This is a genomic window from Paenibacillus antarcticus (assembly GCF_001637225.1).
GTDB lineage: Bacteria > Bacillota > Bacilli > Paenibacillales > Paenibacillaceae > Paenibacillus_AQ > Paenibacillus_AQ antarcticus.
Genome location: NZ_LVJI01000019.1, coordinates 62,598 through 83,752 on the forward strand (window position 1 = coordinate 62,598; position 21,155 = coordinate 83,752).

At 41.3% G+C, this 21,155-nt stretch carries 19 protein-coding genes; 16 read left to right on the forward strand and 3 right to left on the reverse strand.

The window, feature by feature from the left end:
* Positions 1 to 4: 4 nt before the first annotated feature.
* The 11 genes from PBAT_RS14970 (at position 5) to PBAT_RS15020 (ending at position 11,806) form a co-directional block, all read left to right on the forward strand.
* Positions 5 to 1,552 carry a response regulator transcription factor gene (locus PBAT_RS14970; RefSeq protein WP_068650775.1) on the forward strand — a complete coding sequence of 516 codons (1,548 nt, stop codon included), beginning with the start codon at positions 5 to 7 and terminating at the stop codon, positions 1,550 to 1,552.
* A 138-nt stretch (positions 1,553 to 1,690) separates the two neighbouring features.
* Positions 1,691 to 3,019, forward strand: a complete 1,329-nt coding sequence (locus PBAT_RS14975; RefSeq protein ID WP_068650776.1) for an extracellular solute-binding protein — start codon at positions 1,691 to 1,693, stop codon at positions 3,017 to 3,019.
* 39 nt (positions 3,020 to 3,058) lie between these two features.
* A complete protein-coding gene (locus PBAT_RS14980) occupies positions 3,059 to 3,934 on the forward strand; it encodes a carbohydrate ABC transporter permease (protein WP_068650777.1) in 876 nt (291 codons plus the stop codon).
* 54 nt (positions 3,935 to 3,988) lie between these two features.
* Positions 3,989 to 4,834, forward strand: coding sequence for a carbohydrate ABC transporter permease (locus PBAT_RS14985; RefSeq protein ID WP_068650813.1), 846 nt, complete (start codon positions 3,989 to 3,991; stop codon positions 4,832 to 4,834).
* A 297-nt stretch (positions 4,835 to 5,131) separates the two neighbouring features.
* On the forward strand, positions 5,132 to 6,112 hold the full coding sequence (locus PBAT_RS14990; RefSeq protein ID WP_068650778.1) for an ABC transporter ATP-binding protein: 981 nt from the start codon (positions 5,132 to 5,134) through the stop codon (positions 6,110 to 6,112).
* Positions 6,109 to 6,915 (forward strand): ABC transporter permease, encoded by an 807-nt coding sequence (locus PBAT_RS14995; protein ID WP_068650779.1) that lies wholly within the window; start codon positions 6,109 to 6,111, stop codon positions 6,913 to 6,915. Before PBAT_RS14990 ends, PBAT_RS14995 begins: the two co-directional genes overlap by 4 nt.
* A 3-nt stretch (positions 6,916 to 6,918) precedes the next feature.
* Positions 6,919 to 7,728, forward strand: coding sequence for an ABC transporter permease (locus tag PBAT_RS15000; RefSeq protein ID WP_068650780.1), 810 nt, complete (start codon positions 6,919 to 6,921; stop codon positions 7,726 to 7,728).
* 47 nt (positions 7,729 to 7,775) lie between these two features.
* Complete coding sequence (locus PBAT_RS15005; protein ID WP_068650781.1) at positions 7,776 to 9,044, forward strand: ATP-grasp domain-containing protein; 1,269 nt, start codon at positions 7,776 to 7,778, stop codon at positions 9,042 to 9,044.
* 113 nt (positions 9,045 to 9,157) lie between these two features.
* Complete coding sequence (locus PBAT_RS15010) at positions 9,158 to 10,255, forward strand: hypothetical protein (protein ID WP_084403114.1); 1,098 nt, start codon at positions 9,158 to 9,160, stop codon at positions 10,253 to 10,255.
* Positions 10,256 to 10,324: 69 nt separating this feature from the next.
* Positions 10,325 to 10,627, forward strand: a complete 303-nt coding sequence (locus PBAT_RS15015; protein ID WP_068650783.1) for an acyl carrier protein — start codon at positions 10,325 to 10,327, stop codon at positions 10,625 to 10,627.
* Positions 10,628 to 10,630: 3 nt separating this feature from the next.
* Positions 10,631 to 11,806, forward strand: a complete 1,176-nt coding sequence (locus PBAT_RS15020; RefSeq protein WP_068650784.1) for a radical SAM protein — start codon at positions 10,631 to 10,633, stop codon at positions 11,804 to 11,806.
* A 152-nt stretch (positions 11,807 to 11,958) separates the two neighbouring features.
* On the opposite strand, the gene PBAT_RS15025 is transcribed toward PBAT_RS15020, so the two are convergent.
* The gene (locus tag PBAT_RS15025) at positions 11,959 to 12,933 is read right to left on the reverse strand and encodes a hypothetical protein (RefSeq protein ID WP_068650785.1); all 975 of its coding nucleotides are present in this window, start codon (positions 12,931 to 12,933) and stop codon (positions 11,959 to 11,961) included.
* A 257-nt stretch (positions 12,934 to 13,190) separates the two neighbouring features.
* Between PBAT_RS15025 and PBAT_RS15030 the strand changes: the two genes are divergently transcribed.
* Both PBAT_RS15030 and PBAT_RS15035 read left to right on the forward strand, forming a co-directional pair.
* Positions 13,191 to 13,811: a peptide-methionine (S)-S-oxide reductase MsrA gene (locus PBAT_RS15030; RefSeq protein ID WP_188017009.1), complete on the forward strand. Its 621-nt coding sequence runs from the start codon at positions 13,191 to 13,193 to the stop codon at positions 13,809 to 13,811.
* Positions 13,812 to 14,368: 557 nt separating this feature from the next.
* On the forward strand, positions 14,369 to 16,123 hold the full coding sequence (locus tag PBAT_RS15035; RefSeq protein ID WP_068650787.1) for a fibronectin type III domain-containing protein: 1,755 nt from the start codon (positions 14,369 to 14,371) through the stop codon (positions 16,121 to 16,123).
* A gap of 74 nt (positions 16,124 to 16,197) precedes the next feature.
* Here PBAT_RS15035 and udk read toward each other — a convergent pair whose 3' ends face one another.
* On the reverse strand, positions 16,198 to 16,821 hold the full coding sequence (udk, locus tag PBAT_RS15040) for a uridine kinase (protein WP_068650788.1): 624 nt from the start codon (positions 16,819 to 16,821) through the stop codon (positions 16,198 to 16,200).
* A gap of 388 nt (positions 16,822 to 17,209) precedes the next feature.
* On the opposite strand from udk, the gene PBAT_RS15045 reads away from it, so the two are divergent.
* From PBAT_RS15045 to PBAT_RS15055, 3 genes are all read left to right on the forward strand, one after another.
* A complete protein-coding gene (locus tag PBAT_RS15045; RefSeq protein ID WP_068650789.1) occupies positions 17,210 to 17,548 on the forward strand; it encodes a PadR family transcriptional regulator in 339 nt (112 codons plus the stop codon).
* Entirely contained in the window at positions 17,545 to 18,873 is a 1,329-nt protein-coding gene (locus tag PBAT_RS15050; RefSeq protein WP_068650790.1) for an FtsW/RodA/SpoVE family cell cycle protein, read from the forward strand. Before PBAT_RS15045 ends, PBAT_RS15050 begins: the two co-directional genes overlap by 4 nt.
* A 169-nt stretch (positions 18,874 to 19,042) precedes the next feature.
* Positions 19,043 to 20,134, forward strand: a complete 1,092-nt coding sequence (locus PBAT_RS15055) for a threonine aldolase family protein (RefSeq protein WP_068650791.1) — start codon at positions 19,043 to 19,045, stop codon at positions 20,132 to 20,134.
* A 92-nt stretch (positions 20,135 to 20,226) separates the two neighbouring features.
* On the opposite strand, the gene PBAT_RS15060 is transcribed toward PBAT_RS15055, so the two are convergent.
* Positions 20,227 to 20,859, reverse strand: coding sequence for a histidine phosphatase family protein (locus PBAT_RS15060; protein WP_246168321.1), 633 nt, complete (start codon positions 20,857 to 20,859; stop codon positions 20,227 to 20,229).
* Positions 20,860 to 21,155 lie beyond the last annotated feature (296 nt).

Genomic DNA, 21,155 nt, shown 5'->3' on the forward strand with positions numbered 1-21,155 from the left:
GAGAATGAAGGTTCTGATTGTTGACGATGAAGTGATTATCCGCACTGGATTAAGTACAGTAATTAATTGGGAAGCAAGTGGTTTTACAGTACTTGTACCGGCTGCTTCTGCTGAGGAGGCACTCATACGCATTCCTAATGAACGCCCAGAGATTATCTTTACAGACATTCGGATGGGTGGAAAAAGTGGTCTGCAGATGGTTCATGAAGTCAAGAAAGAATACCCACACATGGAAATGATCATCATCTCAGGGTTTGATGATTTTGCATACGCCCAACAAGCTTTACGGGAAGGCGCTAGCGATTATCTGCTCAAAACAAGTCGGCCTGATGAAATTATCCAAGCTGCACTGCGGGCAAAGGAACGACTCGAGTATCGAAGACATGAGTATGAACAAGTTAAAGCGAAGGAAGTCGTAGTGAACCGAAGTTTCCTAAGACAACTGTTTGCTTCTTCTTCTAATCCGAATGAGCATACGGTGATGGAATTGTGGAGGAGATATCCAGAACTATATGTAAAGAAGGGTAGTCAGCTCCTACAAATTTGGATTATTACAGCACAAGAGGAAGAGCTAGAAGAGGATCGCGATTGCGATGTACTTCATGCTTCACTTGGTGAAATGTTAGCGGGGCTGCTCCCATGTGAATGGCTTCAATGGAATCAATCCTTGCTACTATTAGTGAAGATAGAATCGGATAATAATGGCTGGGACCCTGTAGAGTGGGCTATTCGAAAAGCAGAGCAAGCATTACATTCTCAAATATTTGCAGCTTGTGGTCGGAGTGTAGAAGATGCATATCAGTTACGTGAAGCTATGGACACAGCAGTGGAAGCAAGCTCCTACCTCTGGTTACTCAGTCATGAGCAGAGTGTACGATACGAACAAATTAAAGATCGCAAAGGGCTTCGGATGGTCTGCACGATAGAAGAGGAGACGATGTTGTACACTTTATTGCGTGCAGGAAGTACGGAAGACTTACGGGTAGGGATTGGGAGTATATTAGCGCGGAGCAAACAAGATGATCAGGCAACGCCTAGTTCAGTTCAGGCTTACCTACATTCCTTGATTATGGCGGGTCATCGGTGGTTAGAACGTGCTGCATCCTCAATTGGGTATTCTAATGTGCTACCTCCTGGTTTGGATGTGAACAAGAGAGAGCTTGCGAAAAGGCCAGAACAGACACTCATGTACCATTTCCAGGAAATAATGAAGCAATATAGTCGTATGGTATCTGGGATAAGTCCGGTACAACGGGCACTTGAATATATTAACGAACATTTGGAGCAAAGCCCTTCATTGAGTCAAGTGGCTAAACATGTGCATATGAACCCTAATTATTTCAGTGAAGTATTCAAACGGGAGACTGGGCAGAACTATATTGAATTTGTTACGCAGGCCAAACTACGTAGTGCGATGGTTATGTTAAATGAGACACCCGCTAAAATCAGCGAAGTAGCCAATCGAATCGGATATGAAGATATCAAACATTTTAATCGGATATTTAAAAAATTCACAGGACAGACCCCTTCGGAGTATCGAGGGAAGAGCTGAGAATCGTCCCTCTATTAACTGAATTATATCCCCTATGTATCGGTTACCCTCCTCTTTATACTTAAGATATTCATTTCGAATAGGGTGAACTGAGGTATTTATCGGTTCATCTGGTATAACTACTAAGGGGGATTGACTATGAAAAAGATGCAGAAAATAAGTCTAATGTTGTTGATCATGATGTTTATTATTTCAGCTTGCGGAAATAGCGGAGATAATAAAAAAGCTGAGGGAGAAGTTACCAAAAAGGACGAGAAAGTTAAGCTAACAGTTTGGCATAACTTTGCTGGGGATGACTTACGTGCCAAAGCAGTAAGATCACTTATCGAGAAGTTCGAACAAGACAATCCCAATGTTGAACTTGATGCGCAGGCTATTCCGCCGGATGGTTACCGCCAACGTTTAAGTACAGTTGCCGCAGGTAATGAACTACCAGACTTATTCTTCGTATATGCAGGAAGTCATTCTGCTGAATTATATAAAGCGGGATTGTTGCAACCGATTACAGAACTTGTAGATCAGAATCCAGATTGGAAAGATAAGTTCCTTCCAGGTGCTTTTGATCCTTACCAATTTGAAGAGGGACAGATTTACACAGCTCCAATGGGAATGTCAGCAACCTCTTTCCTTTACTACAACACAGCTATATTTGAGCAATACAAAGTTAAAGTTCCTACAACATGGGATGAATTGATGACAGCTGTTAAGGTCTTTAACGATAACAAGATGACTCCGATTGCACTTGGAAACAAAGCGCCATGGGTTGCTCAATCAACAATCATCGGTGCGATCGGTGAACGTGTAACTGGAACAGAATGGTTCAAGAATGCAGCAGCTCAAAAAGGTGCAAAATTCACAGATCCTGAATTTATCGACACACTGGGATACTTTAAGCAACTTGTCGATAATAATGCATTCCAAGAAGGTGCAAACAGTATCGATAATACGCAAGCAGAGCAATATTTCATTCAAGGAAAAGCAGCTATGATGATCAGTGGCGCTTGGAGTCTTACGAACTTGGCAGCTTCTGCAAGTGAAGAACAGATGAAGAGTATTGATGTTACTGTACTTCCATCTATTCCAGGTGGTAAAGGCGATGCGAACAGCATTACTGGTGGTGCAGGAGCAGGTCTAGCATTAAGCAAACGTACTGAAGGTGCAACGAAAGAAGCGGCACTTAAACTTATCTATGCAGTTAGCGGTCCAGATGCTCAGAAAGCGATAGCAGAGAGCAACTCTATGGTAATGTACGATACAGATATTGATCAATCTAAAGTAAGTTCGCTTTACTATAAAGCATTCAACTTGGTTAAAAAGACTGGGATCACACCAGTATATGATGCATATCTATCTGCTGAAGCAGGAGAAGTAATCAACAACGGGCTTCAAGAAATTATGACTGGCGGCACATTGGAAAGTGTTGCTAAGAAGCTTCAAGAATCACAAGCAAGATCAATTACTCCATAGATAAGGCATCTTGATTCGACATAGGGAGGGAGAGTTATCATGCCTACAGCTATACGTAGTAAAGGATTTATCACACTAGCATTACTTCCGGCACTTCTTCTGTTCTTAGTGTTTGTCATAGTTCCAGTTTTTTGGTCAGCTTACTATGGCTTATTCGAATGGAAAGGTATCGGAGCAACGAAGTTTATTGGATTAGGTAATTACCGTGAAATTCTACAGGATCATATCTTCTGGAGAGCACTCAAAAACAACATGATTCTTGTTGTGTCGGCGATTATTGGTCAGGTTCCTATCGCACTTATTCTAGCGTTAGTGCTGATCAAGAACTCTTTCTTTAGTAGATTTGTACGCTCGGCGGTATTTATGCCGATGGTGCTTTCAACTGTTGTTGTAGGACTCATCTGGGGATATATCTACAATCCGCAGTTCGGACTGATTAATACCATTTTGGAGGCAGTTGGGCTTGAGTCTTGGACTCGGGCTTGGCTCTCAGATGTTAGCGTGAATATGTTCGCTATCACAATTCCGATTAACTGGAGTAATATCGGCCCCTATATGATTATCTTTATTGCAGCTCTACAGAATATATCGCCAGAAATAGATGATGCTGCAAATATTGATGGAGCGCAAAAGGGCAAGAAGCTATTTTACGTAACACTTCCCATGATCTGGAGCACCGTGGTTGTAACCCTAGTACTTTGTATCTCGGGAAGCTTGAAGTCGTTCGATCACGTTATGGTGATGACCCACGGGGGTCCGGCGCAATCGACAGAACTGCTTGCCACTTACATGTACAACAACACGTTTCGTGTTTACCGGTATGGGTACGGTTCTGCCGTCTCCACCATCATCATGATCATTAGCGCCTTACTGATCGGGATTAATTATATCCTGACCCGTAAGAAAGCGGAATAACGAGAAGGAGGAACGGGTGTGGAATTAGGAACAGCTAAGACTACTAGAACCACCATGGATTCCCCGGGCAAGAAACTTACGGGAAGAGGATTGTCGTTACTTGGAAAGCTAATATTACTCGGTTATGCGGTAGGTACGTTATATCCTTTATATTGGTTGTTTATTAGTGCATTTAAGACAAATGAAGATTTCTTCAACAATCCTTATGCCTTACCAAAAGCTTGGATGTCAGAGAATCTCTTTCGAGCATGGGACCTTGGCGACATGGGAAGAGGGATGCTCAACTCAACGTTGGTAACGGTAACCTCAGTCATCCTGACGCTTGTCCTTGGTCTTTTAGCAGGTTACGTACTATCGCGATTCAAGTTCCGATTCAAGAAGGTTGTTGTAGTCTTATTCTTGGCGGGACTACTTATTCCGATTCATAGTACACTTGTACCGTTATTTCTAATGATGAAAGAGGTCGGATTGTTGGATACGTACGGTGCACTCATTTTACCGTATACGGCGTTTGAACTTCCGATCGCTATTTTTTTAGCAATGGGTTACATGGCCTCTATTCCAAAAGAAATTGAAGAAGCAGCTATGATCGATGGAAATGGTTGGTGGGGGATTTTTGGACGCGTTATATTCCCACTGTGTACGCCAATTATCGCTACCATTACAATTCTAGCATTTCTACGATTCTGGAATGATTTCTCTTTTGCCCTAGTATTTATTAATACGCAGGCATTAAAGACACTTCCGCTGAGTCTAGCATTATTCTCAGATGGGTTTGGTACGGATTACGCCTTAACGATGGGGGCAATGGCTATTGCTGTCATACCAACGATTGTCATATATCTGATCTTGCAAGATCAGATTATGAAGGGTATGGTGGCAGGAGCAATCAAAGGTTAAATAGAAGTTCGGCTTGTTGAACTGTGAATTAACATGCTAGAGGATCACTTATCTCTTCCACAAAAAACACAAAAAGAGAACCCTAAAAGTTCTCCTTTTTGTGTTTTTTTCGTGTGAGTGGTGCTTCTAAATACCCTGTAAAGAGATGGAATATGGTTAGTATTCTACTGTAATGAAGTAGAGAAAAAAGAGAAAAAATTATATAGACAAACAGATTACATTTAATTACAATTAATGGAAGTTATGGATTTGATAAGACGACAATGTTAAGTCTACTACCGGAGAGAAGGAATGTTGATGGGGAACGCTATTGAAGTCAATCATCTGGTAAAAAGCTTTGAGTATTACAAGAAAGATATTGGAATGAAGCAATCGCTCAAGAACTTATTTTTTCGCAAAAAATTGGTGAAAGAAGCGGTTAATGATGTGTCCTTCACTATTGCAGAAGGCGAAATGGTTGGTTTCCTTGGGCAGAATGGAGCGGGAAAGACCACTACGCTCAAGATATTATCCGGCATCTTGCACCCTACGGCCGGAAATGTAAGTGTTTTTGGATACACGCCATGGGAGAGAAAGAAACAATTCAAACAAATATTTTCGATTGTTATGGGTCAGAAAAGCCAACTTTGGCCTGATTTACCGGCTGGAGAGTCCATTTTTCTGAATAAGTGTATTTACCAGGTATCTGACGAGGATTATCGTCGAACGCTTGATGAGTTGTCCGAACTGTTGGATGTGAAGGACTTACTGGGCGTACAGGTACGCAGACTATCTTTCGGAGAGCGGATGAAGATGGAGTTAATCGCCTCCTTGATTCACAGGCCCAAGCTCATGTTTCTGGACGAACCGACGATTGGACTAGATATTATCTCTCAACGAGCCGTCCGTAATTTCCTGAAATATTATAATGAGCAATATCAAGCTACGATCATATTGACAAGTCATTATATGAAGGACATTGAGGATCTCTGTCCGAGGGCCATATTGATTAATGCAGGCAGCATTATATACGATGGTGAGCTTAAAAAGATCAATGCCTATCATGATGAAAGAAAGCTAATTAAGCTTCACTTTGCTGAACCGATTTTATCTGAACCGCTGAGAGCTTTCGGAGAATTGAAAGAGTTCGATGGCTATTACGCTGTCATTGAGGTGGGAAAAGAAGAAGCTCAGATATGTTTACAGCAGTGCTTGGATAGGTTCCCTGTTATGGATTTCACAATAGAGGATCTGACAATTGAAGATGGTATTGTAGAACTTTATAGAGGTAGCGCATGATCAGGAATAAATACGCTGTTGCGTTTCGCATTGGATTCCAAAGCTCGCTGGAGTATCGATTTAACTTCTTTCTTTCCTTGATAAGTGCGGTCTTTCCCATGATTGTACAATATTACATGTGGACAGCGGTATATGCCAATGCTGGAGAGAGTTCCATATTCGGATATTCTTATCGCGAAATGATTATGTACACCGTACTTGCGGCTGTTATCTCGAAGCTCGTCATTACTAATATTGAATACTCTATCGCTGAAGATATAAAGAGTGGAGGGCTGAACAAATATATTATCCAGCCAATCTATTATTTTGGTTTTAGAATCAGCTCTTATATTGGACAACGTCTAATTTACTTCGTAATATCCCTGTTTATCATCCTTGCTTTAACCTACGCATTAAATACTTTCTATAACCTTCATACGGAAGAAGAACGAATGATCATATTTTGTCTCTCCCTAATCCTGTCCATTATTCTTAGCTTTATGATTTCTTACGCCATCTGTGCCTGTGCATTTTGGCTATCGGAAATATCTTACTTTTTCGTGGTTACTAGTTTACTGATTAATATTATGAGCGGGGGAATATTCCCATTAGAGATTTTTGGAGAGCGGCTTCAGCAATTATTTCGATACATGCCCTTTCACTATATGATTTACTTTCCTGTCAATGTATTGAATGGCAAAATATCAGGGGAGTTAATCTGGCAGGGAATTATCGGACAGGCAGTATGGATCGCTCTGCTGGCGCTGATTTGCCATTTGGTTTGGAAGTGGGGGATGAAAAGGTACTTAGGGTTAGGGGGTTAACCATTGAACGTTGTCATTGAACTGCGAAGACATCTGTACATCCTTGCATTATTCGCTAAAAACTCTGTCATTTCACAGATGGAATACCGGGCTAATTTTATTACAGGAATATTTGTGGAAGCTGCTTTCCTAATGGCTAAGCTCCTGTATGTGGTCATCGTGTTCAAAACTAACCTTCATATTGATGGTTTGACGCCAGATGCCATCCTGATGTTTATGGGGACCCATATTCTGCTTACAGGGATTTACATGGGATTGTTCTACAACAATTTTCAAAGATTAACCGAATATGTCCGCAGTGGAATGCTCGATTTAATGATTGTGAAGCCTATCTCACTACAATTTCTGGTCTCGGTAAGGTACATCGAGGTGGGCATGCCGATCCCGAATATCATTGCAGGATCGGTCATGGTCGCAATAGGTTGGAGTGCTTCTGAAATTCCATTTACATTTCTCAATGTGGCTTTATTTATTGCCTTCATGTTCATAGCTACGATCATAACGTACTGTATCATGATTATTCCTGCACTGTTATCGTTCTGGTTTGTAAATACCTCGGCAGCCAGCGAGATTTCCTATTCGGTATGGGACGCAAATAATATGCCATATATGATCTACAACAAATGGATTCAGCGTATAGGTACTTTTTTCATCCCTGTATTTATTATTACAAACTTTGCACCTCTAGTTGTGCTACATAAACTAACCAGGGTTGAAATTGTTTGGGCTATTGTGGCGCCGATTGTATTGTTCGTTCTGATTCGCGTGCTTTGGAAGCAGGCAATGAAGGCGTATAGTAGTTCAAATCTATAATCTGTCATGACATATGCATGAACTAGATAAGGTGAGGAGATAGGTTTATGGGAGAAGGCAATATTCACTTTGAACCATTTCGCAAGGCAAGATCTGAACGCGTTCTATGGCATGTGAACATAAATGAAGATCAGCACTGGAACGAGACGGTTCTATTCCCTTCATTTACGAATGTGCAGAAGTTGATGTTAATTGAGCAACAGGAGCAGCAATTGCTCTGGATTGCAGGACCGCAAGACATCGTTTGGCTTCATCACGAGCCTGATCCACAATTTTTGGAGTATGTGAAGGGTTATCGGGAAAGGTTGCCGTACATCTGTGTCACTTCAGATACGAATCATATAGCAGCATATGTATCCAGTTTATCACCTGAGAAGGTGACCTTTATGCCTTTTATATTGACCTCAGACTATGTTGCACTAGCTGAGCAATATAAATGGGATTTGATTGATTCGAATGCGGAGTTAGTGAAACACATGAACAGCAAATATGTCACAAGAAGATTGGCTGAAGAAAATGGATTTAACGTGACATGGGGCAGGTTTTGTAGCAATCCGGAAGAACTGATTGAAGCGTACCGTGAAATACGGACTGCAGGATTTGCGAAGGCAGTGCTGAAGCAAGCATATGGATCTTCTGGCAAAGGACTGACAGTAATCGAGAATGAGGATAAGTTCAGGCAATTGTCTTCATATATTCGGAAGCGAACAACTTGCTTTGAAGAATTGTTACTGGAAGCATGGCACCCCATCAAGCATTCTTTAAACGCACAGCTATGGATTGAGCGGGATGCCGTTCATTTGCTTGCGGTTACAGAACAGAGAATAAATGACTACGGAGTATACATGGGTACGAACTATACACCACATTATGGTGCCAATGTAATGGAAGACTATCGAGCAGAAATGATACGGTTGGGAGCTGTACTGAAACAAAGTGGTTATGCAGGTATTGCAGGCATAGACTCCATCCTTGATGATACAGACAAGCTACATCCGGTCATTGAAATTAACGGAAGATTTACACAGGTTACCTACTTGCTATCGTTCATTGAAACGTTACTTCCTTTCTATAAACATGTAGAAAGTCGCTTTATTCATATGGAGACAAGCGAGAAGGTATCCTTTGATGAGATTAAATCTAGACTCGAAGTTGAGCTCCAACCAGATGAGGAACACCAATTCACCATTTACACATTCGCGTTCTGTAATCAACCACATAGTAATCTTTACCGTATTTTTATTCTATTTTACGGAAATGAAGCTGCCAAATTAAAAGATATGCTGTATAAGTTTGAGCGTTTCACGATGAAGTAGACCTCCTCTTTGTAAGTTAATGAAACTTACACCCCCACGCTTTTTAGAAACATCCTATCCTAGAGTAATTCCTAAACTTAAGTTAACCCTAAATTATAAGGAGGGATCTGCTTTTGACGGAGACCGTATCACTTCTCAGTGCGGGAAATTCACTGGGTGTATATATACCGGCCAAGCTATTACAATTGCAACTTCAGGGTCAGGGTGTGCAGGCTGAGATCTGTATGTTAGAACATTTGTATGATCAGGAGACACTGGACAAAATCCCACGCTACCGCAAGGCCTTCCATGACAGCTTCGCTGTTGCCAAGATGGGTTATAAATTGGCCAAAGACAGCCGCGACAGCCTAGATGAGCATAAGGTATCCATGCTGCTACAGGAATGGAGGCAAGGTGACAGAAGGAGCTTTCTTGCCCTTACCGGGTTCTGGATTCCGATTCTGGAACGCTACCGTGAAATGATGAGTTCCGTCGAATTGGACATCCGTCTAATACGTCTAGATGCAAGCGATACGCCTTCATTCTCGGTATATGGGAAAGCATGTGACCAGTTCAACAACGTGTGGTTATATCCGACGGGTGAGAATCGGATTGTTCACACGATTTCGGTTAGTGAGGAGGAGCCCATCCCATTTCAAGAAAGGGAGAGACGCTATCTGATTCATGGTGGAGGGTGGGGAATCGGTACATACAAGGACAAAATTACTGAACTAACGCTAAGCGGTGTTGCGCTTAATATCATCGCTTATTATACCGGGGATATTAAAGCTGATTCTCATAAATTTGCGTCCCACCGATATTTTATGCTGGATCCATCATGGAGTCCTTGGCAGCGTAATGCTGTCAACGAATTTGATTTTCCACCGTTTGCAGAAGTGAGTCAAGGTAAGGCATGCAAATTTGAAAGTGGCAGTAGTTATCCAAAGGCATTCGATGTCATGCGGCATAGTCTAGGTATTATAAGCAAGCCAGGGGGCGCAACATTGCTAGATTCACTGGCTGCTGCAACGCCTTTAATATTTCTGGAACCCTTTGGAGATCACGAGCGGTCGAATGCGCAACTTTGGGAATCGCTTGGATTAGGTATTAGTTATGAGGCATGGAAAGAACAAGATTACGCAGTTAACGTACTGGAGGATATCCATTGCAACCTCTTGAATGCAAAGCATAATACCTGTAATTTGATGAGCACGATTACGAAAGGGAGGTGATAAGTGTTGGGGTACAACCTCAAAGTAAAAGCGCTTTAACATGTAGGGCAAATAAAAGGAGGAATTTATATGATTCAATCCATTATGAATATTCTATGTGAAATTAAGGAATCTCCAGAGATGATGTCAACGTTAAACCCACAGACGAATATGATTCAAGACGTTGGTTTGGATTCATTGCAAATGATCAATTTTGTGTTGGCGATTGAAGATACCTTTGATCTGGAAATAGATTTTGAGACTTTCGACTACGAGCATATGAGTACGATAGAGACTTTCGTTTCTTTTCTAGAGAGAGAGAAAGTGCCAACAGCAGCTATCGGAACAATGACAGAAGTCGAATCATCCAATTTGTCCAAGATAGGAGGTTAGCCCATGCAACCCAAAACGGATATCAAATTTGACCGAAGTACGTTTCAAAATGTGAAGCGAACAATTCAGAACATGTCTATGACGAGCAGAGCGCAGAAGCACGACCCGACGTTCGCGCTGGATATTCCTGATGATGTCGGCATTAAGCTGAACAATGGCTGTAATTTGCGTTGTAAGCACTGTTTTGAATGGGCGAATGATGGCTTTCATCACGATATGGCGAAGGATGTTAAGAATCAGGAGATTGAGTTGTCCTTACTTGAGAGTATACTTGAACAAACCCGTGAGCGTAAATCTAGGTTGTTTATATGGGGCGGAGAACCGCTATTTTACAAGGAATTTGAGGCATTCGCTGACTTGCTAGCCAAGGATCCACGTAATACGACAATCTGTACCAATGCCTTACTTATTGAACAAAAGCTAGATTCCATTCTAAAAATATCGGAAGATATGACATTGCTGATAAGCCTCGATGGGTTTGAGGTGGAGAATGATGCTATTCGTGGAAAAGGTACTTTCAAGAAGGTCATTCATACGATAAACATGCTGTTGGAGCTACAAAAGACAGGTGAATACAAGGGCAGAATTTCTATCGGTCTGACGATTAATGATTCAATGGTAACGAGGCTGTATGAATTCATGGAGTATTTCGAGAACCTTGGTGTTGATAGTGTATACTTCGTATTTCCTTGGTATATCCCTGAAGATATTGCCGTCAAAATGGATGGTTACTATGATGAGAGATTTGCATGGCTTGAAGCGGCTCAGCAACAACAACAGCGTTATAGCTGGCACTCCTTCTCATTCCGTGTATCCGAAGAGAATATAGAGCCGCTAATTGCGGAGATCGACCGGGTTAATAAGCGAGTATGGCGAAATAGAATTCGTTTTCAACCTGCACTGGAACTAGATGAGGTAAGAGACTTTATTCTCGGATCTGAAAAACCAGCGATGAAACGCGGTCAATGTTTGTCCATTGCGAATCGGCTGGATATCATGCCCGATGGAAAGGTGAATCCGTGTAAGTTCTTCCCTGAGTTTACATTAGGTGATCTGAATGATGCCGATCTAAAGGAGGTTTTCCATAGTGAAAATTTCCGAAAGCATAGGGAAGTGCTGGGAGAAGGATTGACGCCAATCTGTTCAAGATGCGTGCTGTTATACAACTACGGTCGTTAAAGAATATAGCATTTGAACCAACTGTACTATGATTCTAGTTCTTTTTATGAAAAGAAGATGACTTTACATTTGAATCTTGAATGTAAAGTCATCTTTTGTAATGTCCACGGTATTAACATGAATGGTAATAGGGAATGATGCTGTCTAATTGTTCAAGTCTTCTGTGGAACGTTCTCACTACAGCTCGGAGCAAAATCATCACTTATTAATATTTGAAAGCACGCTATTTCCAATTGCTTGAGCTTATCACATAGTGCGGATAGTTTTTCCTGGTTGACCTTACCTCTAATGGCAGCTTTGGCAAAAGCATTCTTCATCCGTTCAGCGATTTCACTGCATTCATCTAAGCGGCGCACCATGTCCTCAGAGACATTAATAAATTCTAAAAACCTGCTGAAGAGATATCTAGAACCAGATATCAGACCTAAAGTGTGTTCTAGTTTTTCATAAAAGGCATGTGGATCTGTTGGTTCTTGATCAATCATAATCTGAATGTGGTCATATAGATGAAAGTCATCTACTAGTCCTTGACGCCATGTCATAAACCTGTGCTCGAACGCCTCTTGCGACTCCTTAAAATCCCATCCAGTGAGGTCAACTGTGGTCACAATACGAGTCCACTCAAGGTTACCCTTAAAGATCGCATTCTTAATAATGCTGCTATCCACATAATCGCAATAATCTTGGTAATTATCTTGTAGGAGGTAGAGCGTTGTATCATCAGTGACTTGACGATCTTTGAGAAACACGGAGTGTAGGCTACCATTAATATAATAATCTTTTCCATAAATCCAGTTCGGCAAATAATCAAGATTGGCCCAAATATATACAAATTGTTTCTGTTTGAGATTCTCTTGTAGCAAGAGATCTAATTCGTCTTCGGTATCTATGTAATGTTCCTTCAGAGGAATATTCAAAAGCATGATGCTCTCAGGAGTCATGGAGTAGCCATCATAATCCCAGCGACTTTTATTGTGGACAAACAAATGATTATAGAACAATTGCGTACTCTCATATGAATTATAAAATAGCAGCTCAACCGGTAGATTTTGTTCGTGTAGGAGAAGAATGAGCTGGGTTTTACGACACTCGTAAAAATACGGGACATAAGTCATTAATTTGGACATAGTAACACCCCTTTTATTCCATAAATGTAATAAAATATAGTATAACTATAATCCTATAGTCCGAAATCATCAAGGTTCCTACATCTGAAGCATTCACGAATCACTTCTTCTTTTTCCAATGTAATTTCGTCTCCGTCAAATATAACTTCTGAACTGTCCTTAATAAGCAAGGCATGATAATGTGAAAATAATTCACTTAAGGGAGGATTAACATGAATCATCTAGAATCACAGAACAGTATCTTTGAATCTTCTTTTATGAAAGAATCGTTCCACACGGTATCGCTTGGAATGGGCTGTTTTTGGGGTCCTGATGCTTTGTTTGGGCATTTACCCGGTGTAATTAGGACGCGTGTCGGATACGCTGGTGGGTCCACACCTCACCCAACCTATCGTCAGATGGGCGATCATACGGAAATCGTTGAAATCGACTTTGACCCGGATAGCATCTCTTTGGAAGATATCTTAAATGTGTTCTGGAACCATCATAACCCAGTAAATATCAATGATTACAAAGGGCGTCAGTATATGTCGCTATTGCTGTATCATGACGAGTTGCAGAGAAATACCATACCTCGGATGATCAAGGAGGGCAAGGGAGAGACATTAACGTCAATTGCCCCTTATTCCCGGCTTTATCTAGCTGAGGATAAGCATCAAAAGTACTATTTGAAGAGATACCCAAATGCGCTCGATAATTTAGCTGAGATATATTCTTCTCACGATGACCTCGTGAACTCAACAATAGTAGCCCGATTAAATGGACTGGCTAAGGGATACACGAGTCTAGAACGCATCGTTAATGAAATAGTGCAATGGTCAACGAATTCCAATCAAAAGCAGAAGATTATGGATGTAATCCAAAAAATACGTTGGTAAGAAAATAAGATAAGCTCGTAGTACTAGGAGGCTATAAACAGGATGATTTGTTATTTCATCATGCTTATAGCCTATTATGATGCGAACAAATGTAAATAAATTGCAACTATAGATCTATAGACCAAATAGTGCTAATCAATTACAATTTATGTAAGTTATAAATGTGTCAAAATATTGAACATTAAATATTTTAGATAAATGGGGTAACGCCATACAAGGTGTGAACCGAAGAAAGATAGTTCTTACTCTATTTAATGTAAGCGCTATCTAAACGCTCTCCTCTAAGTGTCATGTTTGTTCAACCCACTCGATTTCCTTTCCCTACATGATTACACCACTGATTCGCACAGAACACTTCCATACTTTCTATTCTTTGATCCTATCCCTGCGACTCCTGTGCATGCTGCATTTTTAATATACGCTGCATCTAGGGCACTGCCTGTTACTTGCTTAACATCTACGCTTACATGATGTATTTCTTGTGAATGAGGAGGTGTATTTGCTATTGCCCGCTAGGGCTTAAGAAAAGGTAAGAACAAATAGTAGGAGGCGATGATATGAGAAAAGTATTCATGGGAAAAGTAAGAGGTATTAGAAGAGCACTTCCGCTTATGATTATTTTAGTTGTATTTGTTGGACTATTGCCGTCTATGGCTTTTGCTGCTGATCGGGGGGCATGGGCGCCTAATGTATCTTACACTCTAAATGATACGGTTACGTATGCCGGAAATACGTACAAGGATATTCAGCCGCATACCTCTCTGACAGGCTGGGAACCTCCTATTGTGCCTGCTCTTTGGCAGCTTGTTCCGGGTGGAGGAGGCGGTGATACCCAAGCACCTTTGGCTCCTTCTAATCTACAAGCGACGAGTACCACAACATCCAGTATAACCATCGCGTGGAATGCTTCAACGGATAATGTTGGCGTTACGGGTTATGAAGTCTATCAGGGTACGACGCTCCTCGGCAATGTCTCGGGAAGTACACTCACGTATACTAATACAGGACTCAGTGCTAATACAACGTATACGTATAAAATAAAAGCAAAGGATGCCGCAGGTAACGTGTCTGCATTCAGTAACCAAGTTAGTGCGACAACAGCTGTTGTCGTTGGGGGGGATACCCAAGCACCAACGGTTCCAACGAATGTAACTGTCACAGAGACCACTGCATCTAACGTTTCATTATCTTGGACAGCAGCGTCAGATAATGTTGGTGTTACGGGGTATGATGTATACAAAGGCACAACCTTTGTACAGACGGTTACAGGTACAACTGCTACAGTAACGGGGCTTGCAGTCAGCACAACGTATTCTTTTTCCATTGTAGCTAAGGATGCGGCAGGAAATCTATCCGCAGCAAGTACAGCGGTCAGTGCAACAACGCAAGGTACAGGTGGAAGCGGTGGGAGCACGATACCTAAGCATACGCTTACAGGATATTGGCATAACTTCATTAATGGCTCTACCAATTTGAAATTAAGCGACGTACCAAGTCAATATGATATTATCGTTCTCTCTTTTGCAGATATGGACTTAACGAAACCAGGAGGAGTTACTTTTAACGTAGATTCTAATTTATCTACTGCACTTGGTGGGTATACCAATGCTAATTTGATTAGCGATATCCAGACCAAGCGTGCACAAGGGAAGAAAGTTATTCTTTCCATAGGTGGAGCGGAGGGTAACATTAATCTAGGAAGTGCCTCACCGAATATATCCAATTTTGTTACCAGTATGTCGGGTCTGATTACTCAGTATGGACTGGATGGTATCGATATCGATCTGGAGAGCGGCATGAATGTGGCAAATTTAACATCTGCGGTTCGTCAGATTCAACAACAATTTGGTGCTGGATTCATTCTGACCATGGCTCCGCAAACAATCGACATGCAATCTGCAAGTACGTCCTATATGCAGCTTTACAATAATCTGAAGGACATCACGACAGTTGTGAATATTCAGTATTACAATTCAGGGTGTATGTTAGGTCGCGATGGACAGTGTTATTCGCAAGGCACAATTAATTTCTTAACAGCACTTTCTGATCTGACATTACAGTGGATTGCACCTTCACAATTGGGATTAGGAGTTCCTGCTGTAACTTCTGCAGCTGGAGGTGGCTATGTCTCAGCTAGTGTCGTGAATAATGCGTTGAACTGCTTGGCAACGGGCAATGGTTGTGGAACTTACAAACCAGTAGCTAAATATCCAGATATTCGTGGTGCGATGACGTGGTCTATTAACTGGGATAAGACGAGCAATTATAATTTCGCAAATACCGTTAAGCCGTTCTTAGTGACGATGCCTTAATCATGTAAGAGAAAATACCCCCAACCATGTTATGGTTGGGGGTATTTTGATAACATCTAGCCATGGAATATGACCTACGCCCGGTCGCTGTTTAAGTATTTCTCTGTCAGAATAGACAACATTTCAATGCCGACCTCATTGTGCCCACCTTGAGGGATGATAAGATCAGCATACTTCTTGGATGGCTCGATGAATGCTTCATGCATCGGCTTCACCGTATTCAAATATTGATTGTGAATTGATCGTATCGTACGTCCACGTTCTTCGATATCACGAAGAACTCGACGTAAGATGCGAACATCTGGATCGGTATCGACGAACACCTTGATGTCGAGCATGTCTCGTAGATTCTCATCAGATAATAGATGGAGTCCTTCGAGAATGACGATATTGTTCGGTTTAAGCTCTACCGTTTCGACAACGGAACGTGCATGAACCGTGAAATCATATACAGGAGCTTGTGCGGCTTGACCACTTTTCAGACAACTAAGGTGCTCAATGAGCAATTCATTGTCAAAAGCGAGTGGATGATCATAATTGATCGATTCGCGCTCTTCCATGCTGAGATGCGAATGGTCCTTATAATAGTTATCTTGCGATATAAAAGTCATTTTATCTGATCCATGACGTTCAATGACGGAGCGAGCTACCGTAGTCTTTCCTGAGCCTGTGCCACCTGCGATACCGATAATTAGCATGGCGATTCAATAAACCTCCCTTAATGATTGCCTTTGCAATTTCAATATTGTAGCACAGCGTTAACAATTTTACACCTTAGTAAGACGCGATCTAACAATTAACGCGATAACGTGACAAATTGATGTACTTCCTATGATTCAAAGGGTAAAGGGTAATGATCTTAATATGGAATACTTGACCAATTTTTATGCAGATTACATAGATAATGAGGATTTTTAAGGTTGAATTTTCAGTACATGGATTATGCATGAAAGATTTCTACATACAGAGCATGTATATATTGCCAATTCATTCATAGTGGACAAAATACTGTACTTACGATATCTTATACCTAGAATACATATGCATAGTGATCCGAGGTATAGGATGGGGAGAGGAGTCATAAGAATGAAATCGAGTGTTCCAAAGGAAATGCTGAAAGGTAGTACAGGCACCTTAGTGCTTACACTATTAGCGCGTCAAGATCTATATGGCTATGAGTTAATTAAGGAATTAGAACGTTGTTCTGACGGTGTATTTGTACTGAAAGAAGGAACGTTATACCCGATTCTACACGCGATGGAGACGGAAAGATGGGTGGAGGCGTATTGGTCTCAAGTCGAAGGCCGCAAACGTAAGTATTATCGTCTAACCGAGGCAGGTAGAGGACAGCTAAGTAAGAAGAAGGCAGAGTGGACACTATTCCGAAATGCTGTCGATAACGTGATCGGGGAGGGAAACCTATGATTCGCAAACATGAAGCGATTCGAGTATACCTCAATGACGTATGCTCCAGAGTCCGTTCACTAGAAGCACATCGGGAGATTCGGCAAGAGTTGGAGAATCACCTGGAAGAGCTTGTGTTGGAACGAGAAGAAGAAGGAATGGAACGTGATGAAGCCGTACTATGGGCTATTAGCCAGATGGGAAGTCCTACAGAAGTGGGAGATGGGCTACATTCCGTACATCGTCCAAGGATGCATTGGGGATTGTTAGTGGGTGTCTTGATGTTTGTCATCTTTGGTATATTGGCGATGTATGCGGTAGAAGAAGAAATAACAACAGGAAATAGTGTCATGTATGCGCAGTATGTTAATTACAAGATCTTGTCCGTAGGCATCGGTCTATTTTTAATGGTATTTTTCTATTTTTTCAATTATCGAAAGATCAGATCCTATTCTTATGGTCTATATACTGTCATTATTGCAGGTATGTTATTAACCGGACTCACGGGAGTTAGCGTAAATGGAACAAGTCATTATTTGCGGCTACCCTTTTTCACATTAGATTGGTTTGGAATTAGTCCCTATTTGTTGATGGTTGCAGCACCAGGCATGATCATGAATTGGAAGAATCATAAACGGTTCTGGTTGTTAACAACGACAGCATTCTTGATCGTGCCTATGCTCCTTTTTCTACAGTTTACTACGTTGGGTAATTTGATGCTGTATATCGCGGGGTATCTTCTTCTCCTCCTGTACATGACGAGAAGTTGGTGGACAATAGGGATACACGCAATAGCTATGGGTTTGTTTATGTTATTGGGAATGATTCAGAGGAACTTTTCAATGGAAAGGATAACTACTTTTTTGAATCCTGATAAGGACCCCGATGGATCGGGTTATATCTATCGCGTAACGGGAGAGAGTATTCGTTCAGCAGGTTGGTGGGGCCAGGGGATAAAGGGAGAGTTAACGAAGGTAGTACCAAATATTCCAAATGAGAATATCGTTGTCTTCTTGATCTATAGTTTTGGTTGGGTGATCGGAATTGTCCTATTGATTAGCGTAGTATACTTTGTTGGTCGTCTTCTTCAGGCCAATCGAGCTGTGAGGGACCCTTATGGACGCGCTCTTGGTACGGGTGTGGTGGGAATGCTTAGTTTTCAGATGGTATTCAGTTTGTTTATGACGCTCGGGTTAGTGCCTTTCGTCGGAATACCTTTTCCTTTCCTGAGCTACGGAGGCAGCCATCTTATGATTGAATTGGCTACGATGGGTCTGGTATTAGGTATCTATCGAAGAAAAGACTTGGTAGGAAGTAGTGGGGAGTTACAGACTCAAAGCCCTTAATGCATGATCATTAGATTTAGTTAGAAGGCGGTTTTGCACCGCTTATTGCTCCGCCAATCCTAAGCCGACCTCATGAGGTCGGCTTTTTTAGGATAGTATCGCCAGCTCAAGTAGAAAGGGATATACTTTTTATATCAAGAATTAATTACGAGAAGGAGTTGTATTTAGGATGAACACCACAAAGTCTTTTTCACAAGCATTTAATGACACAACTTATAAACTTGGAGGCAATGGCAAACGAAACATCCAAGTACTAATAGATGCTTTAGCAAATATCGATGAAAATCTTGCAAGTGATATGTATGGTAAAGGTAAATTAATCGAAGATTTTCAAGATCAAATGGCGGATTATTTAGGAAAAGATACGGCGGTGTTTTTCCCGAGTGGAACGATGGCACAACAGATTGCTTTGAGAATATGGTGTGATCGTAAGGGAGTGAAGCGGGTTGCCTACCATCCCTTATGTCATTTAGAGATCCATGAACAAGATGGTTTGAAAGAATTGCACCACATTGAACCCACCTTGCTTGCAGACAAGAACAGATTAATTAACCTTGAAGATGTTCAGAATATGCCCAAAGATATTGCTTGTTTATTACTTGAGTTACCTCAACGTGAGATTGGCGGTCAATTACCGGATTATGCTGAACTTGAAGCCATTTCCGCTTATTGTCGTGAACAAGAGATCAAGTTACATCTGGATGGGGCAAGACTATTCGAAATCCTACCCTATTATCAGAAGTCTGCTGCGGAAATTTGTGCACTCTTTGACAGTATCTATGTATCCTTTTACAAGGGGATTGGTGGGATTGCAGGAGCCATTCTCGTAGGGGACAAGGACTTCACGGAAGAATCGAAGGTATGGAAAAGACGTCACGGCGGAGATTTAATTAGTCTGTATCCTTATATCATTAGTTCTGAATATTATTTCAAGCAACGCGTGAATAAGATGGAACAGTATTATGAAGAATCCAAAGAGCTGGCAGCCTTATATAACCAGTGTCATGGCGTTACAACGATGCCAACAGAACCAGTATCTAATATGTTTCATGTTCATTTTGAGATACCTAAAGACCAACTTGAGCCTATATTGACCCAAGTTTATGAGACAACAGGTGTTGGGTTATTGCCATACTTAAGCAACTCTAGTGAATCAACCTGTTATAGCGAAGTAAGTATTGGAGATCTGTATGCCGAAGTACCGAAGGATAAGGTGAAGATCGCATTTGGGCGTTTGGATGCAGAGTTGAACAAAATGTAGTATTGTCCCCATTGAATAATGAGTACTTCAAAGAACCCGCTAATCTAATATAGCGGGTTCTTTGCTCAAATAAAGTTCAGAAGCAGAGATAATCACATAGTGAATTCTTCAAAACTAACTCTTTTAATGACATCATACCCTTTGTTGTTACCTTTTGGCTTAATGATTACAGCCCCCATATACGGAATAGGACCTAGAGATAGGCCAGCTGGGAAGCTGTGATCAACGATAATAGTATTTTTTCCGAGTGCGGGCACGGTCTCTAATAGTTTATTCACGTTAGTGAGGATAGGCTGCTCTTGATCCTCAGATAGACTTTCGTTACTTAACTTAACGATATCAGCTAACATGGGATTTAATTGGACGTTTTGTTTGCCAAAAGCAATTTCTGCTGATTCACGTGTACGACAATAAGGGCTTGCTATAACGGGGTATGCAACTGGTATGCTGTTCTTTTTAAAAAAATTCCCGACGATTTGAGCTTGAGTTCTTCCTTGATCGCTTAAGTTTCTTTGTGTTGAACAATCCTCAAAGACCAGATTGTCTGTATCTTGACCTACTGTGGCTTCTCCATGTCGGAAATAGATGATGTATCCACCGGTTTTGAGATCATTTATAGGTAGTGCTATATCGGGTGTTATTTGTGCCAGAGCTGCTTGGGTACCTGGTATGACCATAAAGACCATAAGGACTGCAATGGTTATCTTGATCAATTTCTCAAACATTATTTATTCTTCCTTCCATAGTGTGATGATACATCTTGATATGTTGTCAAAACTTGTTAGGATTTATTCAGTGGGTGCGACTATCATGATCTAATTCATTGAGCAGTGAAGACCCTGTCGACAAGGGTATCCCTCTATGATATGGTATATGGAAACCTACAAGGCATTCCACTCTTTCGAGTGGGGTGCCTTACTGTATATCTATAGGTTTTTTACATTTAATGTCTAATGACATATTTGAAAAGACATGGAGGTAGTGATGCTATGTTTCTCTCTGTATCCCTAGTCGGGGACAG